Raw genomic sequence first — 21346 nt, 5'->3', positions numbered from 1 at the left:
TTCTTTCACAGACAAGACGTCGGGTCGTCAGGGATGTCGTGCGTGGCGATCTTCCAGTCGCCGTCGATGAGCTGCGCTCCGTAGAGGTGCAGTACCGGATGGCCGGGGTTGTAGAGCTCGGCCTTGAGGGAGGTGCCGTCGGCGTCGAGTACGTCGATGGCGGAGGCGTCGATGCACACCGCGAGCTGCATGCTCGGAGGAGCAGCGGTGAGGTCGACGGAGGTGGGGGTGACCGAGACGACTCGGGCCTCCCCGACCTGGCGGTAGCCGAGGTCGCGGCGCTCGGCGGCGAGCGCCTCGATCTCGCCCTTCACGAAGCCGGCGGCGACGGCGTCGATCGCGACGCCGTCGGCATCCGGATTCTGCAGCACGCTGTCGGCCAGACGCACGAGCTCCTCGAGATCGGCGGTCGCGGCCGCGACCGCGCGGGTCTCCTCCGGCGGCGCGTCCGCGGGAGGCGGGGCGGTCGGCGTCGCACTGGGCGTCGGTACGGCAGCCGCTTCGGGTGCGGCGGTGCTGCGGCTCGTGGGGTGCGGTGCCGGCGAGGCGGTGGAGAGCAGCACGCCGGCGGTCGCACCGGCGACGGCGAGCACCGTCACTCCGGCGACGATGAGGGTGGTGCGCCGGCGATCAGTCATCCTGCGCCCCCGCCGCTTCACGCGTCGCGCGGCCGCGGGAGTCGAGGGCGTCGAGCGCACGACGCAGACGGGTGCTTGACGTGCTCATCGTGTAGGGGAAGTACACGACCCGCACGCCGTAGGGGGCGAGCTCCGCTTCCACGCGGCGCCCTTTCTCGGTGTCACGCCAGTCGTCTCCCTTGAAGAACACGTCGAACCGCAGCGCCCGCCACATCTCGACCTTCTCCGCGTCTTCGGCGACGGCCTCATCGACCACGTCGATGTGCCGCACGATCTCGAGCCGTTCCGCGAGCGGCACCACCGGCGTGGTGCCCTTCGTGGCGATCAGCCTCTCGTCGGAGACCACCCCGGCGATGAGGTGGTCGCAGCGGCTCTTGGCGTGCCTGAGGATGTTGAGGTGCCCGACGTGGAAGAGGTCGAAGCCGCCCGCGGCGTAGCCGACGACCCGCGACATCAGTAGGCCCCGGAGCCGTTGACGAGAACGCGGAGGGTGCGCCACAGGATGACGAGGTCACCGGTGAGCGACCAGTTCTCCACGTAGTAGAGGTCGAGCCGCACGCTCTCGTCCCAGCTGAGGTCGGAGCGGCCGTTGACCTGCCACATGCCGGTGAGTCCGGGCTTGATGAACAGGCGGCGGTGCACGTGGGACGCGTAGCCGTCGACCTCCCGCTGGAGGGGCGGTCGCGGTCCGACGAGGCTCATGTCGCCCACGAGCACGTTCCACAGCTGCGGCAGCTCGTCGAGCGAGTACTTGCGCAGCACCCGGCCGACGCGGGTGACCCGCGGGTCGTGCTTGAGCTTGAAGAGCACGCCGGAGCCCTGGTTCGCCCCGAGCAGCTCGGGGAGCCGCGCCTCGGCGTCGGTGATCATCGACCGGAACTTCAGCATCCGGAAGGTCTGGCCCGACTTGCCGACCCGCTCCTGACGGAACAGGGCCGGGCCGTCGCTGTCGAGCCGGACCGCGAGGGCGATGCCCGCGAGCAGGGGGAGCAGGACGAGCAGACCGATGGCGGAGAGGGTGACGTCGAGGCCGCGCTTGACGAGATGCTTGCCGCCGCTGAACTGCGGCAGCTCGACGTGCATGAGCGGCAGCCCCTCGACGGGGCGGAAGTGGATGCGCGGGCCGGCGACGTCGGTCAGGCGCGAGGCCAGCACGAGTTCGGTCACGGTGCCTTCGAGTGCCCAGCTGAGGTCGCGGATGAACTGCCGGTCGCTCTCGGGCTGTCCGGCCACGACGACGGCGTCGATGTCGAGCGCACGTGCGGCGGAGGCGACGTGATCGAGGTCGGCGACGAGCGGAACGTCACGGTCGGCGGTGGGGATGGGCGCCGTGTTCGTCGTGGTCGCCGGGAGCGCCGCGCCGACGACGCGGTACCCGGCGCCGAACTTCGAGTTGATGCGCGCCGCGACGTATTCGACCTCGGAACGGGTGCCGACCACGAGGGCGTCGAAGAGGTACTCCCCGTTCTCGCGACGGTGTCCGAGCCAGTTCCGCCAGCCCCAGCGGGTGAGCAGGAGCCCGGCGGTGCCGCCGGCGAAGACGCCGACGAACATGGGGAGGTGGTCGTGCTGCGCGGCGAGCGCGAGCAGCAGGGCGAGCGCAGCGAACGAGAGGGCGCTCGCACTCAGGACCCGGCGGTACTCGGTGACCCCGATGCCGACGACGCGGGCGTGCCGCGTGCCGAAGACCGAGAGACTTCCGAGCCAGCCGAGGACGACGAGCACCGAGGTGACGAGCACTTCGGTACCGACGGTCGTCCACGGCTGGCCCGGCCCCGCGTGCTCGGGACCTGCCCAGAGGGCACCGAGCGCGGCGAGGGTCAGCACGAGTGTGTCGCTCGCGAGCAGCCGGCGGCGATAGCGCCGGGGCCAGGAGCGGTCACTCGCACGGGCGACGGCCGGCGGGTTCCCACCGTGCACGAGAGGTGCACGGCGGCTCAGCCGTCGGGTCTTGGGGGCGAGAAGGGGCAACGAGGGTTGCGCAGTCATGCGGGCGTTCCTGCATTCTCGACCGGGCGCGGGGGAGCACCGGTCGTCTTGCGGCGCGCGTGAGCAGGGTGGGTAAGCGAACGCGCGGGCGCGGCGGGTTCCGGGCATGGCGAGCATGCCCGGCGTATCGGGTTTCGGGCACGACTGTTCGTCGGGAGGGGGAACAGTCGAATCGCGTCGGAAGTGCGGGAAGTCGACGGTTGGGGGTGTCGACGTCACTCCCGATCGCTATCGGGGGGGCGGGTGTCTTGCTGCGATCGACTCGCACCATGGGGAAGTGGGTCGCAACCCCATCGGTTCGGTGTTGAGAGTCGTTCGCGTGTTGTGTTGTGGACTGTACTAGCCCCCATCTTGGGTACATACCCCCACTTTGGGGGGTAGGCACGCGGCCCAGCGCCGGAATACGCGGGAATGCGCAGTCCGGAGTGCCGATTCCGACCCCCGTTGGGGGGCGCGGCGACGGATCCGAAAGGTGATGGATCGTCGTGCTGAGAATCGACCCGCTCTTTCCACGTCGGCACCGGAGCATCGCTCGCCGTCCCCGGATGTCTCGCGCGGGACTCGCGAGGCGCTAAGCTAACGGAGTTGCCGCGGGCCTTCTCGATGAGGGCGCGCGACTGCCACGGGCTGTGGCGCAGCTTGGTAGCGCACTTGACTGGGGGTCAAGGGGTCGCAGGTTCAAATCCTGTCAGCCCGACCGGAACGTCGCCCGCGGAAATCGATCGGGGCGACGAAGGGGGCTGCTCCGTATGCGGAACAGCCCTCTTCGTGTATTCGGACGCGCGAGCGGTCGCGCTGCGTGACCGTCGCGCTCAGGCCGCCGGGATGTCCGTCGTGACGGCGAGACCGCGTGCCGCCTCGATGTCGGCCGTGAGCGCCTGCACGCGGACCTCGGCAAGCCCGACCGAGTCGGAGCCGAGCAGCTGGTGCAGCGGGGCGTCGCCCGACGTCGCGACGGTGATGATCGCGGTCGCCGCCTTCGAGGGGTCGCCGAGCTGAGTGCCCGGCATCCGCAGGTGCTGTTCGACCATCTCGCGGATCGCGGGGTAGGCGTCGTTGGTCTCCTGCGGCAGACCGAGGGATTGCGGACGCAGGAAGTCCGTGCGCATGTATCCGGGTTCGATCAGGTTGACCGCGATCCCGTGCTCGGCCACCTCCCCGGCGAGTGATTCGGTGAGGGACTCGAGCGCGGCCTTGCCGGCGCCGTACAGGCCCCATCCCGGGAAGGGAAGCAGCCCGACGATCGACGAGACGTTGATGATGTGGCCGCTGCGCGCCGCGCGGAGACCGGGGAGCACGGCGCGCAGCACGTTCCAGACGCCGAAGACCTGCACGTCGAACATCGCGCGGGCGTCGGCGTCGGACACCTCCTCGACCGCCGCGAGGAAGCCGTATCCGGCGTTGTTGACCACCACGTCGAGGTGGCCGAAGCGCTCCGTGGTGGCGGCGACCGCGTCGGAGACCTGCGCCTGATCGGCGAGGTCGACGGTCAGGGCGAGCAGGTTCGCGGTGTCGGTGCCCTCGAGTGAGGCGAAGAGCCGCTCGCTCGACCGGGTGGTCGCGGTGACGTTCTCTCCGCGCTCGAGCAGCTGCTTCACGAGTTCGAGACCGAGGCCTCGCGAGGTGCCGGTGACGAACCAGGTGGCGGGGCGACCGGTGGGATAGGTCATGAGAGTGGTCTCCTTCGGTGTCGGATCCGGCCTGATGTGCCGGCACGTCGAGCCTCCCGTCGACAACGCCGCCTTGGGAGCGCACAGCACGCCCGCCAGGGCCTCGGATCCAGCCGCCTAGGACGCCGAGGTCCACCCGGACCCGCTGAGGCGGGTAGGACTGACCGACCCACCCGACGCCGCCCGCCGGTCGATCCCGGGGAACAGAATGGGGACATGTCAGACAGGAACTCCGAGCTGGCCGACTTCCTGCGGAGGGCGCGCAGCCAGTGCGACCCGTCGCGAGCGGGACTCCCGGCCGACGGTCGAGTGCGTCGCGTGCCGGGTCTGCGTCGGGAAGAGGTAGCGTTCCTGGCCGGGGTCTCGGCCGACTACTACGCCCGGCTTGAGCAGGGTAGGCGGATCCTGCCGTCGAAAGCGGTGATCGACGCCATCGGGCGCGCGCTCGGCCTCGATCAGGCGGGACGCACCCACCTTGCCGACCTCATCGGGACGACGAACGTGCCGCGGCGCGCACGGCCCGTGCAACGCGTGCGGCCGGGGGTGTACCAGCTGCTCGACGCACTCGAAGCGGTACCGGTGCTCGTGCTCGGACGCCGGGCCGACGTGCTCGCCCAGAACCGCCTCGGCAGGGCCCTCTTCGCCGACTTCGACCGGATGCCCGCATCCGAACGGAACTACGCGCGGTGGATGTTCCTCGACGACGACGCGCGGACGCTCTTCGTCGACTGGCAGGATCAGGCCCGCGCCGCGGTCGAGAACCTGCGCCTCGAGGCGGGCAACGATCCGGGCGATCGGGGGACCGCCGAGCTCATCGCCGACCTGCGTGCGCACAGCCCGGAGTTCGACGCGTGGTGGAACGAGCACCGGGTGTACCAGCGCACCCACGGGTCGAAACGGCTGCGCCATCCGCTGGTCGGCGACCTCACGGTCGAATACGAGACGCTCACCCTGCCGGGCGACGCCGACACGACGCTGTTCGTCTACTCGACCGAACCCGGATCACCCTCGCGCCGGGCGCTGGACATGCTCGCGAGCTGGACGCTCACCGGTACTCCATCGCCGGGGTCGGGCGGCCGATAGCGCCCGCCCCCGCGGATCACGGCACGGTGTAGCCGGCGGCGCGGAACAGGTCGTACCATTCGGCGCGGGTGAGCTCGACGTCCGAGCCGAGAGCGGCGGCGGCGACCCGCTCCGGTGTCGTGGTGCCGAGCACGACCTGCATGCGAGCGGGATGCCGGGTGATCCACGCCACCGCGATGGCCTCGGCCGGCACGTCGTACTTCTGGCCCAGTCGGTCGATGACGGCGTTCAGTTCGGGGTAGCGGTCGGAGCCCAGGAAGGGGCCGTCGAAGAAGCCCGCCTGGAACGGCGACCAGGCCTGGATCGTGATGTCGTGCAGACGGCAGTAGTCGACGATGCCGTCGTCACGCACGATCGACTGGTCGAGTGCCTGCATGTTGGCCGCGACGCCCTGGGCGATCATCGGCGCGTGGGTGATCGAGAGCTGCAGCTGGTTCGCGACGATCGGCTGGGTCACGTGCTTGCGCAGCAGGTCGATCTGACGCGGGGTGTGGTTCGAGACGCCGAACGCGCGCACCTTGCCCGCGGCCGACAGCTCGTCGAACGCGCGGGCGACCTCCTCGGGCTCGACGAGGGCGTCGGGACGGTGCAGCAGCAGGATGTCGAGGTAGTCGGTGCCGAGCGCCTCGAGGGATCCGTTCACCGACTCGATGATGTGCTCGTACGAGAAGTCGAAGTAGGGTCCTTCGCGCACGATGCCGGCCTTGGACTGGATGACGTACTCCTCCCGCTCCGACGGGGTGAGCTTGAGCGCCTCGGCGAAACGCCGCTCGCAGCCGTGCAGGTCCGATCCGTAGACATCGGCGTGGTCGAGGAAGGTGATCCCTGCGTCGCGCGCCGTGCGCACGAGCGTGCGCACCTCCTCGTCGGACTTGTCCTGGATGCGCATCAGTCCGAGCACCACATCGGGCACGACCAGCTCGGTTCCGGGCATGGGGAAGGTCTTCATGGGCTCTCTCCTCGTCGAGCAGGGTGACCGGTCCCGGCATGCCGGAATCCGTACGGGAAGTGTACGAGCACCTCGGCCGATCGCTCAGCGGAGGTGCAGCGAGACGGTCACGTACGAGTGCGCGGGAAGGTCCACCGCGAGGCCGCCCGGATGCGACCGCACGCCGGTGTGCTCCACCGGGGCGACCGCGTCTGGGTGCTCGGGGGTGTTGTGGCTCTGCAGCGTCGGAGCGTTCAGCAGGGTCGCGCTGTGGCCCACGACGTCGCGGCCACGCAGGTCGAGCACGATCGTGCGGTTCTCGTCCGCGTCGAGGTTCGAGAGCGACACGAGGGCGGTGTCGCCCTTCGTCGACGCGGATGCCGAGACGAGGGGCACGTCGGTGCCCTCGACGGAGAGTGTGGGCACCGTTCCCTTGAAGGTCAACGGGAGCCGGTCCGCATCGTGATGGCCCACGTTCATCGCGAACACGTGATAGGTCGGCGTGAGCACGAGCGCCCCGGAGTCCGGGTCGGTCAGGATCACCGCCTGCAGCACGTTCACCGTCTGGGCGATGTTCGCCATCGTGATCCGCTCCGCGAATCCGTGGAAGATGTCGAAGTGCACGCTCGCGACGAGTGCGTCGCGCATCGCGTTCTGCTGGTACAGGAATCCCGGGTTGGTGCCCTGCTCGACGTTCCACCACGTGCCCCACTCGTCCACCACGAGCCCGACCGTGCGCTCGGGATCGTAGGCGTCCATCACGGCCGCATGACCGGAGAGCAGCTCCCGCATCCGCAGGGCCCGCTTCATCGTCACGTAGTGGTCGTCGGTGCCGAACTCGGTCGCGTCGCCCTTGTCGCTCCACGACCCGTTGTACGTGTAGTAGTGCAGCGAGAGCGCCTGGAACAGATCGCGCCGGTCGGTGCCGCCGAGTCCGCTGAGGGCCTGCATGAGGGTCTCGGTCCAGAGGTAGTCGTCGACGTTCGCGCCCGCGGCGATCCTCGTGACCGCCGTCTCGCCGTGGTCGCGGATGTAGGTCGCGTACTGACGGGCGAGGTGCGTGTACTGCGCCGCGGTCATGTTGCCTCCGCAGCCCCACGGCTCGTTGCCGATGCCGAAGAACGGCACGCTCCACGGTTCGTCGCGCCCGTGCTCGCGCCTCAGTGCGGCCATGGGGGAGTCGTCGCCGCGCGTGAGGTACTCGACCCACTCGCTCGTCTCGCGCACCGTGCCCGAGCCGACGTTGCCGTTGATGTAGGGAGCCGCACCGAGGAGTTCGCACAACTGCAGGAACTCGTGCGTGCCGAAGCTGTTGTCCTCGACGACGTCGCCCCAGTGCGAGTTGACCATGCGCGGCCGCGACTCCCGCGGGCCGACGCCGTCGCGCCAGTGGTAGTCGTCGGCGAAGCATCCGCCGGGCCACCGCAGATTCGGGATCTGCAGTGCTCGCAACGCGTCGACGACATCCAGGCGGATGCCGCCCTCGTTCGGGATGTCGTCGCTGTCGCCCACGAAGAAGCCGCCGTAGATGCAACGCCCGAGATGTTCGGCGAAGTGTCCGTAGACGTGCCGGGAGATGCGTGGCCCGGGCAGATCGAGGTCGATGACGGCGGTGAGCGGGGACATGGGTTCCGTTCTGTTCGGGGTGTCGGCGGCGGTCATCCCTTCACGCTCCCGGCCAGGAGCCCGCTCACGATGTGGCGCTGCGTGAAGACGAAGAAGACGACCATGGGGATGAGCGCGATGACGGTGATGGTCATGAAGGCGGGCCAGTCGGTCGTGAACTCCGAGACCGCGTTGTAGACCTGCAGCACGATGGTCTGCTTCTGCGGCGAGGAGAGGAACACGGTGGGCAGCAGGAAGTCGTTCCACACCCACATCGTCTGGAAGACGCCCACCGTCACGAGGATCGGGCGGATGAGCGGCAGCACGATCCGCCAGAAGACCTGGAATGTGCCCGCACCGTCGACACGGGCCGCCTCGATCACCTCGTACGGGATCGTGCGCATGTAGCCCTGGATCAGGAAGAAGCAGAAGATCGAGCCTCCGAGGTACATGAGCACGAGGCCGTTGAGGTCGTCGACGAGGCTGAGCCCGACGAGCGTGCGGTAGAGCGGGATGAGGGTCGACTGTCCGGGGATCATGAAGCCGAGCAGCAGCGCGGCGGCAGCGAAGCGGGCCAGTCGGCTGTGCGTGATGAGCATCGCGTAGGCCGCCATCGCCCCCACGAACAGTTGCAGCAGCACGCCGAGCACGGTGACGTAGAGGGTGTTGCCGAAGGCCTGGTAGATCGCGGTGTCGCCGAGTGCGTCACCCCAGTTGTCGAACGTCCACTGGTGCGGCAGGGCGAGCGGCGAGGTCACCATCTCGGCTTGCGTCTTGAAGCTGTTCACCAGCACGTAGTACAGCGGCACCCCGATGACGAGGGCGAGGGCGAGCATCACGACGCTCAGGGCGACTCGGCGCCAGACCGGTGTGGTCATGAGAACCGCTTCCCGATCGCGCTGGCGACCTTGAGCTGGGTGAAGCCGATGACGGCCACGGCGACGGTGAACAGCACGGCGAGCGCGGAGGCGAGGCCGTACCGACCCTGGCCCACGCCGGCGGTGACGATCGACTGCGTGATCGTGTAGGTCGTGAAGCCGGGGCCGCCGCCGGTGAGGGTGAACGGCAGTTCGTAGACCTTGAGCCCGGCCGTGAGAAGCAGGAATGTGCTGATGACGATCGCGGGGGTGAGCAGCGGCAGCGTGATCCCGAAGAACTGCTGCCGGGCGCTCGCGCCGTCGATCTTGGCCACTTCGTAGTACTCCGACGGGATCGACTGGAGATAGGCGACATACAGCACCGCATGCCAGCCGACCTGCGCCCATACGCTGACCATGATCACCGAGCCCTGAGCGAGGGTGTTGTCGCTGAGCCAGGAGATGGCCTCGATGCCGAACCAGTCGTTCAAGAGCGTGTTGAGCACCCCCGAGGGCAGGGGCGAGAGGATGTACCCCCACACGAGCCCCAGGATCGCCATGCTCGGCACGGCGGGGAAGAACCAGAGCGAGCGCACGAAGTTGCGTCCGGCGAACGCCTTGTTGAGCTGCACGGCGAGCGGGATCGCCAGCAGGGTCGTCACGAGAGTCGACCCGACGGCGAAGACCACCGTGAAGCTGAGGCCCGAGAGCATCGAGGGATCCCGCAGGATCTCCGCGTAGTTGGCGAGCCCGACGAACTCCGCCTCGTCGCTGTAACCGGTGAAGTCGGTCAGGCTCCAGTAGAAGCCCTGGGCGAGCGGGATGACGAAGAGGAAGACGAAGACGACGACGGCCGGAAGCAGGAACGCCCGGTTGATCGTGATCTGCTTCCATCCGCCTTCCACCGATCGGCGGCGGGTGGCGGGCGCGGTCGCGACACGGCGCCCGGCGAGTGATGAGGTCATGTGCTCTCCTCGATCGGATGCGGCGGTCGTCGTGACCGCCGCATCCGCATCGGCGCTTCGGATCAGTCGGACAGTTTCGTGTCGAGGGCGGCTGCGACCTCGCTCGGCTCGATCTCGCCCTGGATCATGCGCTGCATCTGCGCGACCGCTTCGACGTTGAGCACGTCTTCGTCGCGCTGCCAGGCGATCATGGGCAGGTAGAGCTCGCCCTCGCGGATCGGGCCGACCATCGGCTCGAACACCGGGTTGATCTCGGGCGTGTAGTCGTCGGTGACCGTGACGTCGTTCGTGGCCTTCTGGAACTGCTCGACGCCCTCCGCCGAGGCCAGCCAGGTGAGGAAGGTCTTCGCCGCCTCCTGCTTTCCCTCGTCCGACTTCGCGTTGATGGCGTAGCCGGGGCTCGCGGCGCCGGCCTGATACGGCTTGCCGTCCTCGAGTCCGGGCACCTGGCCGAACGACCAGTTCATGTCGGGGTTCGCCTCCTGCACCGCGTTGATGATCCAGGGGCCGGCGTTGATGATCGCGACCCGCTCGTTTGCGAACTCGTCACGGACCTGGTCGCCGTCGAGGGCGACCACGTCGCTGCTCACGAGACCCTCGGTGTAGAGGCGGTTGTACTGCTCGAGGATGTCGCTCCACTCCTCTTCGAAGGTGCTCTCGCCGGAGAAGATCCGCTCGTCGAGGCTCGGATCCATCTCGCTCGACTTCGCGCCGAGCATGGCCGAGACAGTGGTCGGCATCTGATCGACGCTCTCGAGGAACGGGGTGTGCCCCGCGTCCTTCAGCTTCTGGAGCAACTCGAGGAACTCGTCCCAGGTCTCGGGGAGCGCGTCGTAGCCGACCTCGGCGAGCATGTCGACGTTGTACGCGTAGCCCGCTGCCCAGCTCGACAGGGAGAGCCCGTACTGTGCGCCGTCGCGCCCGTAGGTGTCGAGGTTGAACGGCTGGACTCCCTCGGTGAACGGCTCGTCCGAGAGATCGAGCACGGCACCGGCATCGATGAGGTTGGTCTTGTTCTCCGCGGCGATGAGGAACACGTCCGGTGCGGTGCCGGAGAGCACGCGGGTCTGCAGGGTCTGGATGTATTCGGCGACGGGAGGGGCGTACGAGGCCTCCACCTTCACCTCGGGGTGAGCCTCCTGGAAGGCCTCGAGCACGGGTTCCATCTGCTCCTGCCCCGTCCAGGAGAGGAACGAGATGGTCGTCGTGCCCTCCGCGTCCCCGCCGCTGCTGCAGGCGGCGAGTCCGACGGAGAGCGAGGCGGCGGCGACGGCCGCTGCCCAGCGGGTGGCGCGTGAGATCACGGTGAACTCCCTTGTTCGCATGAGGGGTGGATGCCGATCCACCGGCCAGGTATATCGTTATACCTGGATTGCGAGGAACGGTAGCACGCGCCGTGCGGGGGTCGTCAAGAGCTCGTTCGGGCGGCGTGGTCACGATCGGGTCACGCACCCGCTCTGCCAGGCTGAGTGTGAGCGGAAGGAGGCCGGGTGACCACGATGAGCGACGTGGCGGCCGCGGCCGGCGTCTCGGTGATGACCGTGTCGAACGTGCTCAACGGCCGCCCGAAGGTCGGTCCCGAGACGCGGGTGCGCGTGCTCGAGGCCGTCGAGCGCCTCGGCTACGAAGTGAACCTGACGGCGAAACGGCTCCGCTCGGGGCGCACGGGGGCCATCGGTCTCATCGTGCCCCGCTTCGACCACCCCTACTTCGGCGAGCTGGCCGCCAAGCTGGCCGTCGCCCTCACCGCGGTCGGTCGTCACCTGGCCGTCGAGCAATCGAACGCGAGCGCAGAGGGCGAACTCGCCGCCCTCTCCCATGCCCGGCTCGCCACCTACGACGCCGTGCTGTTGAGCGTCGTCGGGCTCCACTACGACGATGTCGACCGCCTGCGCAGCGCCGTGCCCGTTGTCCTGCTCGGCGAGCAGGACATGCCTCCGCGCTACGACCACATCCAGCTCGACAATGAGGGGGGCGCTCATCGGGCGACGGCCCATCTGCTGGAACGGGGGGCGCGCAACCTGCTGATCGCGGCCGGAGGCGACGAAGGGTTCCCCTCGATGACGACGGCGCGCACCGCCGGTTGGCGTCGAGCCCAACTGGAGGCCGGACTCGAGCCACGACCGGACGGCGTGATCGAGCTCGCCGCCTACGAGGCGGCGGTCGCGCGGGAGGCCGTGCGCGCGCGACTGGAGGTCGACCCCTCGGTCGACGGCATCTTCGCGATCACCGACCAGGTGGCGTTCGGCGTCATGGCAGGAGTCCGCGACGCGGGTCTGCGCGTGCCGCAGGACGTGCAGGTCGTCGGTTTCGACAACCTCGCACTCGGCGAGCAGCTCGCCCCCGCGCTGACCACCATCGATCCCACCCACGACTGGGTCGTCGAACACGCGATGGATCTGCTCGAACGGCGGATCGCGGGGGAGGAGTTCCCGCCCCAGCACCTCGTGAGCCCCGCACCACTCGTGATCCGCGGCTCGACGAGGTGAGGGGCGCGAATCACATGTGCGCGGCGGTGTACGAGTACTTCACGAACACCTCGGAGGCGAGGCCGGCTTCCTCGAGCAGCCCCTGCACCGCGGAGAGCATGTAGTTCGAGTCCCAGCCCATGTAGATGTAGGTCGACTCGTCGAGCGTGTCCCAGTGGCCGTTCCACGCTTGCGCATCGAAGATCGGACCTCCGCGACGGGCGCTGAAGGCGACGACGTGCTCGCGGCCGTCCGCCCAGAGGCGCTTGAAGATGCGGTTGAAGAGGTACTTGACGTCGTAGACCTCCCAGTGCTCGCCGCGGTACTCGACGTACTCGAACTCGCGCTGCCAGCCGCGCGGCCAGCCCCGGCGCCGGGTGGCATCGAGGATGGGGGTGAGTCCGTCGTCGTCGATCCCGGTCACGGCGGGGCGCGTCCAGATGCGCAGGAAGTCCGCGCTCAACCGGGCGGAACGCTCCGAGATGGCGGCCGTGCCCCATGCCTGCTCCTGCGCGAGGTCGCGGGTCGTCGGAATCGAGCTGCGGTCGTACGCCGCCCGCTTGTCGGGGAACGACTTGTCGAGCACCCGCTCGGCGAGCGGCTGCTCGAGCAGCGCGAGGTTGCCGAGGGTCTGAGCGAGCGCCCGGTGGGAGTTCTGCTCGTCCTCCGTGTAGTCCGCCCATTCCCGCTCGCCGTCGCCGCTCCAGTTGTCGCCGGGTGCGGGCGGAAAGACGTGCTCGATGTCGAGTTCGGCGGTGTCGTCCACCCCGGAGAGCCGCCCGAGCACGTAGGCCGCGTGCGGCAGGTCGCTGTACTTGAGGGCGACCCGCACGCGCTCGTCCGACGGGGCGATGCGGCCGATCGCCGCCTCGAGCGCGCCCTGACCCTGTTCGCGCGCCCGGCACAACCGGGCGACGAGGCGTTCGTTGCCGAGCCCCACGACGGTGCGACGCAACAGCAGCGACTGCACGTACTCGAGGGTGCGGATGAGCACGTCCTTCTCCAGCTCGCCGTGGGCGTGGTCGTGATAGGCCCGCATCACGAGCGGGTACATCGCCCGGCCGAAGGTCGTGAGGTAGCCGAGCTGGCGGGCGACGTCGGCGTCGGATTCGCGTGACGGGTCGAGCAGGGTGCGGTAGATCTCCGAATACTCCCGCCATTCCGCCGCATGCGCGCGCAACGTGTCGAGGTCGAGCCGGGGGAACCGCTGGCGGAAGGCGGCGTAGACGCCGCGCTCGCCGGCGACCTCGACCTCCCGGCCCGTCGTCATGACCAGGTAGTGCCGCCAGAAGGCGGCGATCGACTCGCCGGTGTTCCGCTCGATGGGCAGCCAGAAGTCGTCCTCGATCTCGCTCTGCTCGGCGTGCGAGAGACCCATGAGCACGTAGTTGTGGATGAGTTCGTGATCGCGCAGGGGCTCGCCCGTCGAGTTGAGACTCTCGAAGATCTGCTGGGCGTTCGCCCCCGCGCCGAGCGTGATCGCCACGTGCTCGAGCTTCTGCAGACCGCGCCAGATGCGGGGAGCCTCCTCGGCGCTGATCTGACTGCGGAAGAAGGCGTAGTTGTCGTCGAACCGGGAGTCGCGCAGGGTGCCGTCGGCGGGGCGGCGGTCGAGCACGACGCTCTCGAACACGTCGGCCCACGCGCGGTGCGGTCGCAGCTTCGTGCGGGTCGGGTCGGAGGCGCGTACGAGCACCCGCTCGAGCTGGGCGGCGAGCTCCGGGTCGTCGGCCCGGACGGTGTGGTGCAGTGCGGCGATGAGCAGCATGAGCGTCGTGGTGCGCTGCTGTCCGTCGATGAGCACGAGCTCGGTGTCCGCCCCGTCGCTGCTCACCGACGACAGGATCGAACCGATGAAGTGCATGTGCCGGTCATCCGTGTCGCCCACCGCACGGATGTCGGCGAGCAGCTGTTCGCATCCGCCGATGTCCCAGCGGTACTGGCGCTGGTAGACGGGCACCACGATGTTGGTGTCGGGGGCCGAGAGCCAGGCGATCGTGTTGACCGCGGTCGCGTCGATGTTCGTGGCAGTGCTCATGACTCGTCCAGTCCTCGGAACGTCGTTTCTCGGTACCGCGCGAGCCGATCGCCCGCGGTCCACCGGGCGCGCAGTGGAACCCCCACCGCCGTCGTCATCGCCTGCCCGGGCGGCCCGCTGCCGCGCATCCAGTCTATGCAGCCGGCGTCGGCTCACCCTCGGGGTCGTCCTCCCGGACGATCTTCGCGCGCTTCACCGGGAAGCCGCGGAGGGCCCGGGATAGGCTTACCTAACCTGGGCCTGTAAAAACGCGCTGGCCCTCCCCACGAAAGGCATGATTCACATCATGGGTTACATCAAGTCCGACGCTCTCCGTGAGACCGGCTTCGTCGTCCTGGATCAGTACGACCAGGAGGCGGACCCCAAGGAGTGGCTCGACATCGAATACGTCGACTGGAAGTCCTCCGGCGACACCCGTTTCGCCCCGCTCGCGAGCGCTTTCGGCGAGATCGAGTGCAACGGGTTCTGGAACCACAAGCCGCCGCGCACCGACAAGGACGGCGTGTTCATCCCGTCGCAGGTCGAGAAGGCGCCGAACCTGACCCGTCGCGCCCAGGAGCCGGGTGCGAACATCGGCCGCTGCCGCGTGATCGAGCTGCAGCCGAACACCTACGCGGACGCGCTGTACAACCTGCACCAGGACGACAACAACCGCCTCAACCCCGACGGCACCGGCTGGGTCGTGCGCGGGTTCTTCAACCTCACCGACGACAAGGACAGCTACTTCGTCCTGCGCGAGAACCGCACCGACCCGAGCGTCGAGTACCGCATCGCCCTCCCGGCCGGTGCGCAGCTCATCGTGGACACCCAGCGTCTGTGGCACGCCGCCGCGCACTACGGCAGCGAGCCCCGCTACTGCCTCATCACCTCGTGGACCTCGGGCCCCGAGCTCGACGCCTACATCGAGAAGTACCACGGCACCAGCCAGGTGCCGAACGTCGAGGTGCCGCAGGACGTGCTCGACGCCGGCCAGGCCGAGCAGTCCCGCCGCATCGCCGCCCGCGCCGCCGCCCTCGCGGCCCGCGGCCAGGCCGACCAGACGGCCATGAGCGAGGCCTGACCCTCCACTGCAGCCGAGAAGGCCCCGGTCGACGACCGGGGCCTTCGTGCGTCCGCCTCAGCCGGCGAGCGGATCGAGCGCCGCGGCGACCATCTCCCGCGGCACGGTATGACCGTCGGCGAACTCGCGGAAGTCGACCTCGTACCCGTCGGCGATCAGCCCGGGTACGAGCACCCGGCTGCAGCGGTCGATCGGCAGCACCGGATCGGCGAGGCCGTGCGACACGAAGATCGACGGGCGACCCGTTCGCGGTCCGGGCAGCAGGAACCCGGGGGAGAAGGCGCCGATCCGCGAGAACACGTCACCGTTGACGAGGCCGACGGTCAGGGCGTAGGACGCGCCATCGGAGAAGCCGCTGAGCATGATCCGCGCACGATCGAGCCGGAACCGCTCGGCCATCCAGTCCAGAGCCTCCTGGATCGATCGGATGTCCGGACCGACGCCGCCCAGGATCGCATCCCAGGTGTAGGCCATGGACTTCGGTGCCAGCACGAGCATCCCGCGCCGCTCCGCCTCGTCGTGCAGGAGCCGGAGCACCGACTGCGGGTCCGATCCCGATCCGTGCAACAGCACGACGAGAGGGAGAGCCGTTCCGGGCGTCGCCCGCGCAGGGACGAACACGAGGTGACGACGCCCGTGCGAGGCGGGCAGCTCGAGGACGCCCGGCCCGGGAGGCTCGCCGCGAGGGCTGGAATCGGGCAGGACCACCCGCCCCCGCGCCCCGTCGGACGGCGCGTCCCCCCAGGTCGAACCGTCCAAGACGTTCCTCCCGTCCGTGTGCTCCCTCGGCCGACGACTGCCGAGCGCGCAGCCGTCCTCTCCCTTCGAGGGTCGCGGCCGAGGCTGGGAGCGCGACGGGAGCCCCTCCCGGCGCCGCGCCCCGTTCACGGAGGTCGTCGTCGGTGACAGCCACCCGCGAACCGGCTGCACCGGCGCTGCGCGCGGTATAGCGTCGGCCTCGTGCCCCGACCACCGCTGAACCCGATCATCGCCCTCCGACGGCTGCGCGTGCTGCCGAGGTGGGTCCGCCGCGTCGACGGGGCCGTGGCCCGCCGCATCAACCGACGCCGCACTCCCGGCGCCGTCGACACCGGCTATCGGCGGCTCTCGGAAGCGGCGAACCACGGTCGGTTGTGGTTCGCGCTCGCGGGCGCGCTCGTCGTGCTCGGTCGTCCCCGCGCCGCGGTGCGGGGCGTCGCGTCGCTGACCCTGGCGAGCATCATCGCGAACCTGATCGGCAAGCGGCTCTTCGGCGGCGATCGCCCGATCCTCAAAGACGTGCCGCTCGGGCGGCGGCTGCGTCAGCAGCCCACGTCGGCGTCGTTCCCGTCCGGGCACTCGGCGAGCGCCGCCGCCTTCGCGACCGGTGTCGCCGTGGAGTGGCCGAAGGCCGGCGCGGTCGTCGCACCGCTCGCGCTCGGCGTCATCTATTCGCGCCTCCACGTCGGCGCCCACTGGTTCTCGGATGTCGTCGGCGGGTCAGCGCTCGGGGTCGGCGTCGCCGCAGCCGGGAAAGCACTCGTCCCCGCCCCGCGACGGCCCGCGAAGCCGGAGGGCGGACTGCCCGTCACCCTCCCCGCATCGCCCGACGGTGCGGAAGTCGCCATCGTCGTCAACCCCTCCTCGGGGACGAGCGTCCGGCGTCCTGACCCCGTGCCGGTGCTCGAACGGCGCCTTCCCCGAGCGCGGATCGTCACGGTGGGAGAGGGGCAGTCCCTCGAGCAGGTCGCGCGCGATCTGTTCGCTGCGGAACCCCGGCCGACGGTGCTCGGGGTGTGCGGCGGCGACGGATCGATCGACGTCGGAGCGCACGTCGCCCGCGAGATGGGGGTGCCGCTGCTGGCGCTGCCCGGCGGCACCTTCAACCACTTCGTGCGGTCGGCCGGTGTCGAGACGATCGACGCGGGCATCGACGCGCTCCAGGCCGGGCACGGCCTGCGCGTCGACGTGGCCGAACTCCGGATCGACGACGAGGCGGACGTGACCGTCCTGAACGCGGCCTCGGTCGGCATCTACCCCGACTTCGTCGCCCTCCGCGAGCGGTATCAGGGCACCTGGGGCAAGTGGATCGCGTCGCTCATCGCCGCGGTGGCGGCCCTGCGCACGGCGGAGCCGGTCGAGATCGTGATCGGCGGTCGGCGGGCTCGGGCCTGGTCGGTCTTCGTCGGGGTCAATCGCAACCACCCCGCGCCGGTGACGCCGTTGCAGCGCGCCCGGCTCGACGACGGTGTGCTCGACGTGCGCATCCTCCACGCCGGTGCCCGCATCCGTGCGGTCGCGTCGCTCGTGTTCGCCCGTCGCGCCGCAACCGTGCTGCGCGGCATCGGCGTCGCCCCCGGCCCGTCGGCGGTCGACGCGTTCGAGACGGACGAGCTGGTCATCGAGGTGCGACCTCGCGAGGGCCAGCCCCCGGGACTCGCCCACGACGGGGAGGTGGAGCTCGAGGCGGCGGAGACGCCCCGTGGGCGGCGCCGCGGATACGTGTCGCGTATCCGCCTCGTGCCGCTCGGACTCGAGGTGTACAGCCCGCGGTACTGAGACCGGCGCAGTCGGGCGTCGAGCCTCTGGTGCCGCGGTGAGTCGAGGCCTACCCTCGTCGCATGTGCCGCAACATCCACGTCCTCCACAACTTCGAACCCGTCGCCACGAGCGATGAGGTGCAGGCCGCCGCCCTGCAGTACGTGCGCAAGATCAGCGGGTCGACGAAGCCGTCGAAGGCCAATGCCGAGGCGTTCGAGCGCGCCGTCGCCGAGATCGCCCACGTCACCCAGCACCTGCTCGACGACCTCGTGAGCACGGCACCGCCGAAGAACCGCGAGGTCGAGGCCGAGAAGGGTCGCGAGCGGTTCGAGAAGCGGATGGCGCGCGCCGTCGCCTCGGCCTGAGCCTCGAGGGGTCAGACGCCGACCGTCTCGCGGCCCAGCGCGACGGTGATGAGCGTTTCGGCTGCGGCGCGCGCGTGCCCGGCCGCGGCGGCGTCGCCCGAGATGGCCGCGGTGGTCTGCGCGCCTTCGGCGAGCAATGCGAGTTGGGGCGCCAGGTGCTCGGGCGCACCCGCGTCGCGGACGAGCTCGGCGACGTAACGCTGGAACGCGGCCTTCTGGGCTCGCGCGGTCTCCGCCACAGCGGTCGAGGTCGCGCCGAGCTCCCCGTAGGAGTTGATGAACGCGCAACCGCGGAAGTCGTCCTCGCGGAACCAGTCGCTGAGGAAGTCGAAGATCGCCAGGAGCTTCTCCCGCGGGGTCGACGCGCCGGCGGCCGTCGCCGCGATGCCGGCGTTCCACTGTGCGGTGCGACGGTGCAGCACCGCGATCACGAGGTCGTCCTTGGAAGGGAAGAGGGCGTACATCCGTTTGAGCGAGACCCCGGCCGCGCTGCGCACCGCATCCATCCCCACGGCCTGGATGCCGCGGGTGTAGAACAAGCGATCCGCCGCGGCAACCACGTGTTCACGTGCCGTCTGCTCATCCATCACGATCTGCCCCTTGCGCCGAGAACCAACGTTCTCTAGTGTAGTGCTCAACGGAAGAGAACGCACGTTCTCGTCCTCGACTCAAGGAGTGAATCATGGGTTACATCACCGTCGGCCAGGAGAACAGCACCGACATCGAGATCTACTACGAAGACCACGGTGCCGGTCAGCCGGTCGTGCTCATCCATGGCTATCCGCTCGACGGCAACAGCTGGGAGCTGCAGTCCCGCGAACTGCTCGCCGCCGGATACCGGGTCATCACGTACGACCGTCGCGGCTTCGGCAAGTCGAGCAAGGTCGGCGTCGGCTACGACTACGACACCTTCGCCGGCGACCTCAACACGGTGCTCGAGACCCTCGACCTCTCCGACGTCATCCTCGTGGGCTTCTCGATGGGGACGGGCGAACTCGCCCGCTACGTCAAGACCTACGGACACGAGCGGGTCGCCAAGCTCGCGTTCCTCGCCTCGCTCGAGCCGTTCCTGCTGCAGACCGACGACAACGAGGCCGGGGTGCCGCAGTCGGTCTTCGACGGCATCTACGACGCCGCGTACGCCGACCGTTACGCCTGGTACACCGAGTTCTACAAGAACTTCTACAACCTCGACGAGAACCTGGGCGAGCGGATCAGCCAGGAGGTCGTCACGGCGAGCTGGAACACCGCGGTGGGCAGCGCGCCCGTCGCCGCGTACGCGGTGGTGGCTGCGTGGCTGACGGACTTCCGTGACGACGTCGTCGCCGTGCGCGAGGCCGGTAAGCCGACGCTCATCCTGCACGGAACCGAGGACAACATCCTGCCGATCGATGCGACCGGTCGCCGTTTCCATGACGCGGTGCCCGCGGCGGACTACGTCGAGATCGAGGGCGCGCCCCACGGGTTGCTCTGGACGCACGCCGCCCAGGTCAACGAGGCCCTGCTCGGCTTCGTCGGCAAGTAGCTCCGTGCGCGAAAGGCGCGGATGCCCGAGCGGGCATCCGCGCCTTTCTGCGTTGTGCGGGACTCAGTGGGCCGCAGGCGCTCCGGCGGGGGAGTCGGCCGGCCGGCGGACGAAGAACGCGGCGACGATCGCGAGGAGCGAGACCACCGCGCCCGAGAGGAACGCGGCGCGTACGCCCGCCTCGACCGCTTGCGCATCGGTGCCGCCCGACGCGATGGTGCCCGCGGTCACCGTGGACAGCACGGTGATGAACAGCGCGGTCCCCGCCGCACCGGCGAGCTGCTGTGCGGTGCCGATGACCGCCGAGCCGTGCGAGTAGAACCGCGGCTGCAACGATCCGAGGCCCGCCGTGAACAACGGGGTGAACATGAGCGCGAGCCCGAACGAGAGGCCGATGTGCACGAGCAGCACGACCGGCACCGGGGTCGCGCTGCCGAGGAGGGTCATGACCCACAGCACGGCGCTGACGATCGCGGTTCCCGGCACGAGGAGCACGGCGGGGCCGCGCTTGTCGTAGATGCGGCCGACGATCGGTCCCATGAGACCCATCAGCAGGCTGCCGGGCAGCAGCAGGAGGCCGGTCGCGAGCGGCTCGAGACCGAGCACCGTCTGCAGGTAGATCGGCAGCACGATGAGGGTGCCGAACATGGCCGCCATGGCGACCGCCATCATGAGGATCGTCACGGTGAAGTTGCCGGTGCCGAAGACGCGGAGGTCGAGCAGCGCGCGATCGCCGCGCTGCAGCACGAACTGGCGCCAGATGAACCCTGCCAGCGCGAGCGCGCCGAATACGAGCGGCACCCAGACCGGCACGATCTCATGCCCTTGAGAGGCCTCGGCGATGCTGCTGAGGCCGTAGATGAGTCCCGAGAACGCGAAGGCCGACAGGACGACCGAGGTCACGTCGATCGGCACCTTCTTCGGCTCCGTCACGTTCTGGATGCGCGCGGCGCCGAGCAGCAGGGCCGCGATGGCGATCGGAAGCACGATGATGAACATCCACCGCCAGTCCAGGAAGCTGAGGATGACGCCGGAGATCGTCGGTCCGATGGCGGGCGCGACCGACATGACGATCGAGATGTTGCCCATCGTCTTGCCGCGTGCGGCCGGCGGAACGAGCGTCATGACGGTCGTCATGAGCAGCGGCATCATGATCGCGGTGCCGCTCGCCTGCACGATACGACCGATGACGAGCACTCCGAAGCCGGGCGCGACCGCCGAGAGCAGCGTCCCGAGGCTGAAGAGCCCCATCGCCGCGAAGAAGATCGGACGGGTGTCGAAGCGCTGCAGCAGGAACCCTGTGATCGGGATCACGACCGCCATGGTGAGCATGAACGCGGTCGTGAGCCACTGGCCGACGGACGGCGTGATCTGGAGGTCGACCATGAGCTCGGGCAGTGCGACACCCATGATCGTCTCGTTGAGGATCACGACGAACGCCGAGACGAGCAGGATCGAGATGACGAGGCGGTTGCGGGCGGAGTGGTCGGGCGCGTCGGTGCCGGGAGGCACGGCGACGCTTCCCGTCGCAGGTTCGGTCAGGGTGCGGTCGGTCAAGGTTCTCCTGGGGCTCAGAGCGGTGGCGGGAACGGGCCGGATGTGGAGGGGAGCGAGGTCACGATACGCGACCGATGT

Annotated in this window: 19 protein-coding genes and 1 tRNA gene; 7 read left to right on the top strand and 13 right to left on the bottom strand. The window is 69.4% G+C overall.

All coding sequences use genetic code 11. From position 1 onward, the window contains the following. Positions 1-5 precede the first annotated feature (5 nt). The 3 genes from CLV46_RS17060 to CLV46_RS09980 are packed head-to-tail and all read right to left on the bottom strand — an operon-like array spanning position 6 to position 2627. Complete coding sequence (locus tag CLV46_RS17060; RefSeq protein WP_100364626.1) at positions 6-638, bottom strand: hypothetical protein; 633 nt, start codon at positions 636-638, stop codon at positions 6-8. After that, the gene (locus CLV46_RS09985) at positions 631-1092 is read right to left on the bottom strand and encodes an FAD synthase family protein (protein WP_100364625.1); all 462 of its coding nucleotides are present in this window, start codon (positions 1090-1092) and stop codon (positions 631-633) included. The genes CLV46_RS17060 and CLV46_RS09985 overlap by 8 nt, the downstream gene beginning before the upstream one ends. Further along, positions 1092-2627 (bottom strand): sugar transferase, encoded by a 1536-nt coding sequence (locus CLV46_RS09980; protein ID WP_100364624.1) that lies wholly within the window; start codon positions 2625-2627, stop codon positions 1092-1094. The genes CLV46_RS09985 and CLV46_RS09980 overlap by 1 nt, the downstream gene beginning before the upstream one ends. Before the next feature lie 623 nt (positions 2628-3250). On the opposite strand from CLV46_RS09980, the gene CLV46_RS09975 reads away from it, so the two are divergent. Further along, positions 3251-3324 (top strand) — tRNA-Pro (locus tag CLV46_RS09975). A 115-nt stretch (positions 3325-3439) separates the two neighbouring features. Here CLV46_RS09975 and CLV46_RS09970 read toward each other — a convergent pair. After that, positions 3440-4297, bottom strand: a complete 858-nt coding sequence (locus tag CLV46_RS09970) for an SDR family NAD(P)-dependent oxidoreductase (RefSeq protein WP_100364623.1) — start codon at positions 4295-4297, stop codon at positions 3440-3442. Positions 4298-4513: 216 nt separating this feature from the next. On the opposite strand from CLV46_RS09970, the gene CLV46_RS09965 reads away from it, so the two are divergent. Further along, complete coding sequence (locus tag CLV46_RS09965) at positions 4514-5380, top strand: helix-turn-helix transcriptional regulator (protein WP_100364622.1); 867 nt, start codon at positions 4514-4516, stop codon at positions 5378-5380. Positions 5381-5396: 16 nt separating this feature from the next. On the opposite strand, the gene CLV46_RS09960 is transcribed toward CLV46_RS09965, so the two are convergent. From CLV46_RS09960 to CLV46_RS09940, 5 genes are all read right to left on the bottom strand, one after another. Continuing rightward, positions 5397-6329 carry an aldo/keto reductase gene (locus tag CLV46_RS09960; protein ID WP_100364621.1) on the bottom strand — a complete coding sequence of 311 codons (933 nt, stop codon included), beginning with the start codon at positions 6327-6329 and terminating at the stop codon, positions 5397-5399. A gap of 84 nt (positions 6330-6413) precedes the next feature. Next, positions 6414-7934 carry an alpha-N-arabinofuranosidase gene (locus tag CLV46_RS09955; RefSeq protein ID WP_100364620.1) on the bottom strand — a complete coding sequence of 507 codons (1521 nt, stop codon included), beginning with the start codon at positions 7932-7934 and terminating at the stop codon, positions 6414-6416. Positions 7935-7966: 32 nt separating this feature from the next. Beyond that, complete coding sequence (locus CLV46_RS09950; RefSeq protein WP_100364619.1) at positions 7967-8791, bottom strand: carbohydrate ABC transporter permease; 825 nt, start codon at positions 8789-8791, stop codon at positions 7967-7969. Then, a complete protein-coding gene (locus tag CLV46_RS09945; protein WP_100364618.1) occupies positions 8788-9735 on the bottom strand; it encodes a carbohydrate ABC transporter permease in 948 nt (315 codons plus the stop codon). Before CLV46_RS09945 ends, CLV46_RS09950 begins: the two co-directional genes overlap by 4 nt. Before the next feature lie 62 nt (positions 9736-9797). Further along, positions 9798-11039, bottom strand: coding sequence for an ABC transporter substrate-binding protein (locus CLV46_RS09940; RefSeq protein WP_157802290.1), 1242 nt, complete (start codon positions 11037-11039; stop codon positions 9798-9800). Between the two features lie 195 nt (positions 11040-11234). Here CLV46_RS09940 and CLV46_RS09935 point away from each other — a divergent pair, with 195 nt between their 5' ends. After that, positions 11235-12224: a LacI family DNA-binding transcriptional regulator gene (locus CLV46_RS09935; protein WP_100366002.1), complete on the top strand. Its 990-nt coding sequence runs from the start codon at positions 11235-11237 to the stop codon at positions 12222-12224. 10 nt (positions 12225-12234) lie between these two features. Here CLV46_RS09935 and CLV46_RS09930 read toward each other — a convergent pair whose 3' ends face one another. Then, entirely contained in the window at positions 12235-14241 is a 2007-nt protein-coding gene (locus CLV46_RS09930; protein ID WP_100364616.1) for a DUF262 domain-containing protein, read from the bottom strand. Between the two features lie 286 nt (positions 14242-14527). On the opposite strand from CLV46_RS09930, the gene CLV46_RS09925 reads away from it, so the two are divergent. After that, on the top strand, positions 14528-15301 hold the full coding sequence (locus CLV46_RS09925; protein ID WP_100366001.1) for a hypothetical protein: 774 nt from the start codon (positions 14528-14530) through the stop codon (positions 15299-15301). 57 nt (positions 15302-15358) lie between these two features. Here CLV46_RS09925 and CLV46_RS09920 read toward each other — a convergent pair whose 3' ends face one another. Beyond that, complete coding sequence (locus CLV46_RS09920; protein ID WP_157802289.1) at positions 15359-15874, bottom strand: alpha/beta hydrolase; 516 nt, start codon at positions 15872-15874, stop codon at positions 15359-15361. A 387-nt stretch (positions 15875-16261) separates the two neighbouring features. Here CLV46_RS09920 and CLV46_RS09915 point away from each other — a divergent pair, with 387 nt between their 5' ends. Both CLV46_RS09915 and CLV46_RS09910 read left to right on the top strand, forming a co-directional pair. Then, on the top strand, positions 16262-17839 hold the full coding sequence (locus tag CLV46_RS09915) for a bifunctional phosphatase PAP2/diacylglycerol kinase family protein (RefSeq protein WP_245866714.1): 1578 nt from the start codon (positions 16262-16264) through the stop codon (positions 17837-17839). A 62-nt stretch (positions 17840-17901) separates the two neighbouring features. Next, the gene (locus tag CLV46_RS09910; protein ID WP_100364614.1) at positions 17902-18186 is read left to right on the top strand and encodes a DUF2277 domain-containing protein; all 285 of its coding nucleotides are present in this window, start codon (positions 17902-17904) and stop codon (positions 18184-18186) included. 11 nt (positions 18187-18197) lie between these two features. On the opposite strand, the gene CLV46_RS09905 is transcribed toward CLV46_RS09910, so the two are convergent. Further along, positions 18198-18773, bottom strand: a complete 576-nt coding sequence (locus CLV46_RS09905; RefSeq protein ID WP_100364613.1) for a TetR/AcrR family transcriptional regulator — start codon at positions 18771-18773, stop codon at positions 18198-18200. 95 nt (positions 18774-18868) lie between these two features. On the opposite strand from CLV46_RS09905, the gene CLV46_RS09900 reads away from it, so the two are divergent. Further along, positions 18869-19711 (top strand): alpha/beta fold hydrolase, encoded by an 843-nt coding sequence (locus tag CLV46_RS09900; protein WP_100364612.1) that lies wholly within the window; start codon positions 18869-18871, stop codon positions 19709-19711. 63 nt (positions 19712-19774) lie between these two features. Here the strand turns inward: CLV46_RS09900 and CLV46_RS09895 are convergent, their stop codons facing one another. Further along, on the bottom strand, positions 19775-21268 hold the full coding sequence (locus CLV46_RS09895) for an MDR family MFS transporter (RefSeq protein WP_425430408.1): 1494 nt from the start codon (positions 21266-21268) through the stop codon (positions 19775-19777). Between the last annotated feature and the right edge of the window lie 78 nt (positions 21269-21346).

Origin of the sequence: Diaminobutyricimonas aerilata (assembly GCF_002797715.1) — a bacterium.
Taxonomy (GTDB): Bacteria; Actinomycetota; Actinomycetes; order Actinomycetales; family Microbacteriaceae; genus Diaminobutyricimonas; species Diaminobutyricimonas aerilata.
Note: the sequence above shows the minus strand (reverse complement) of the source record. Positions and strands in the feature narration are given on the sequence as shown.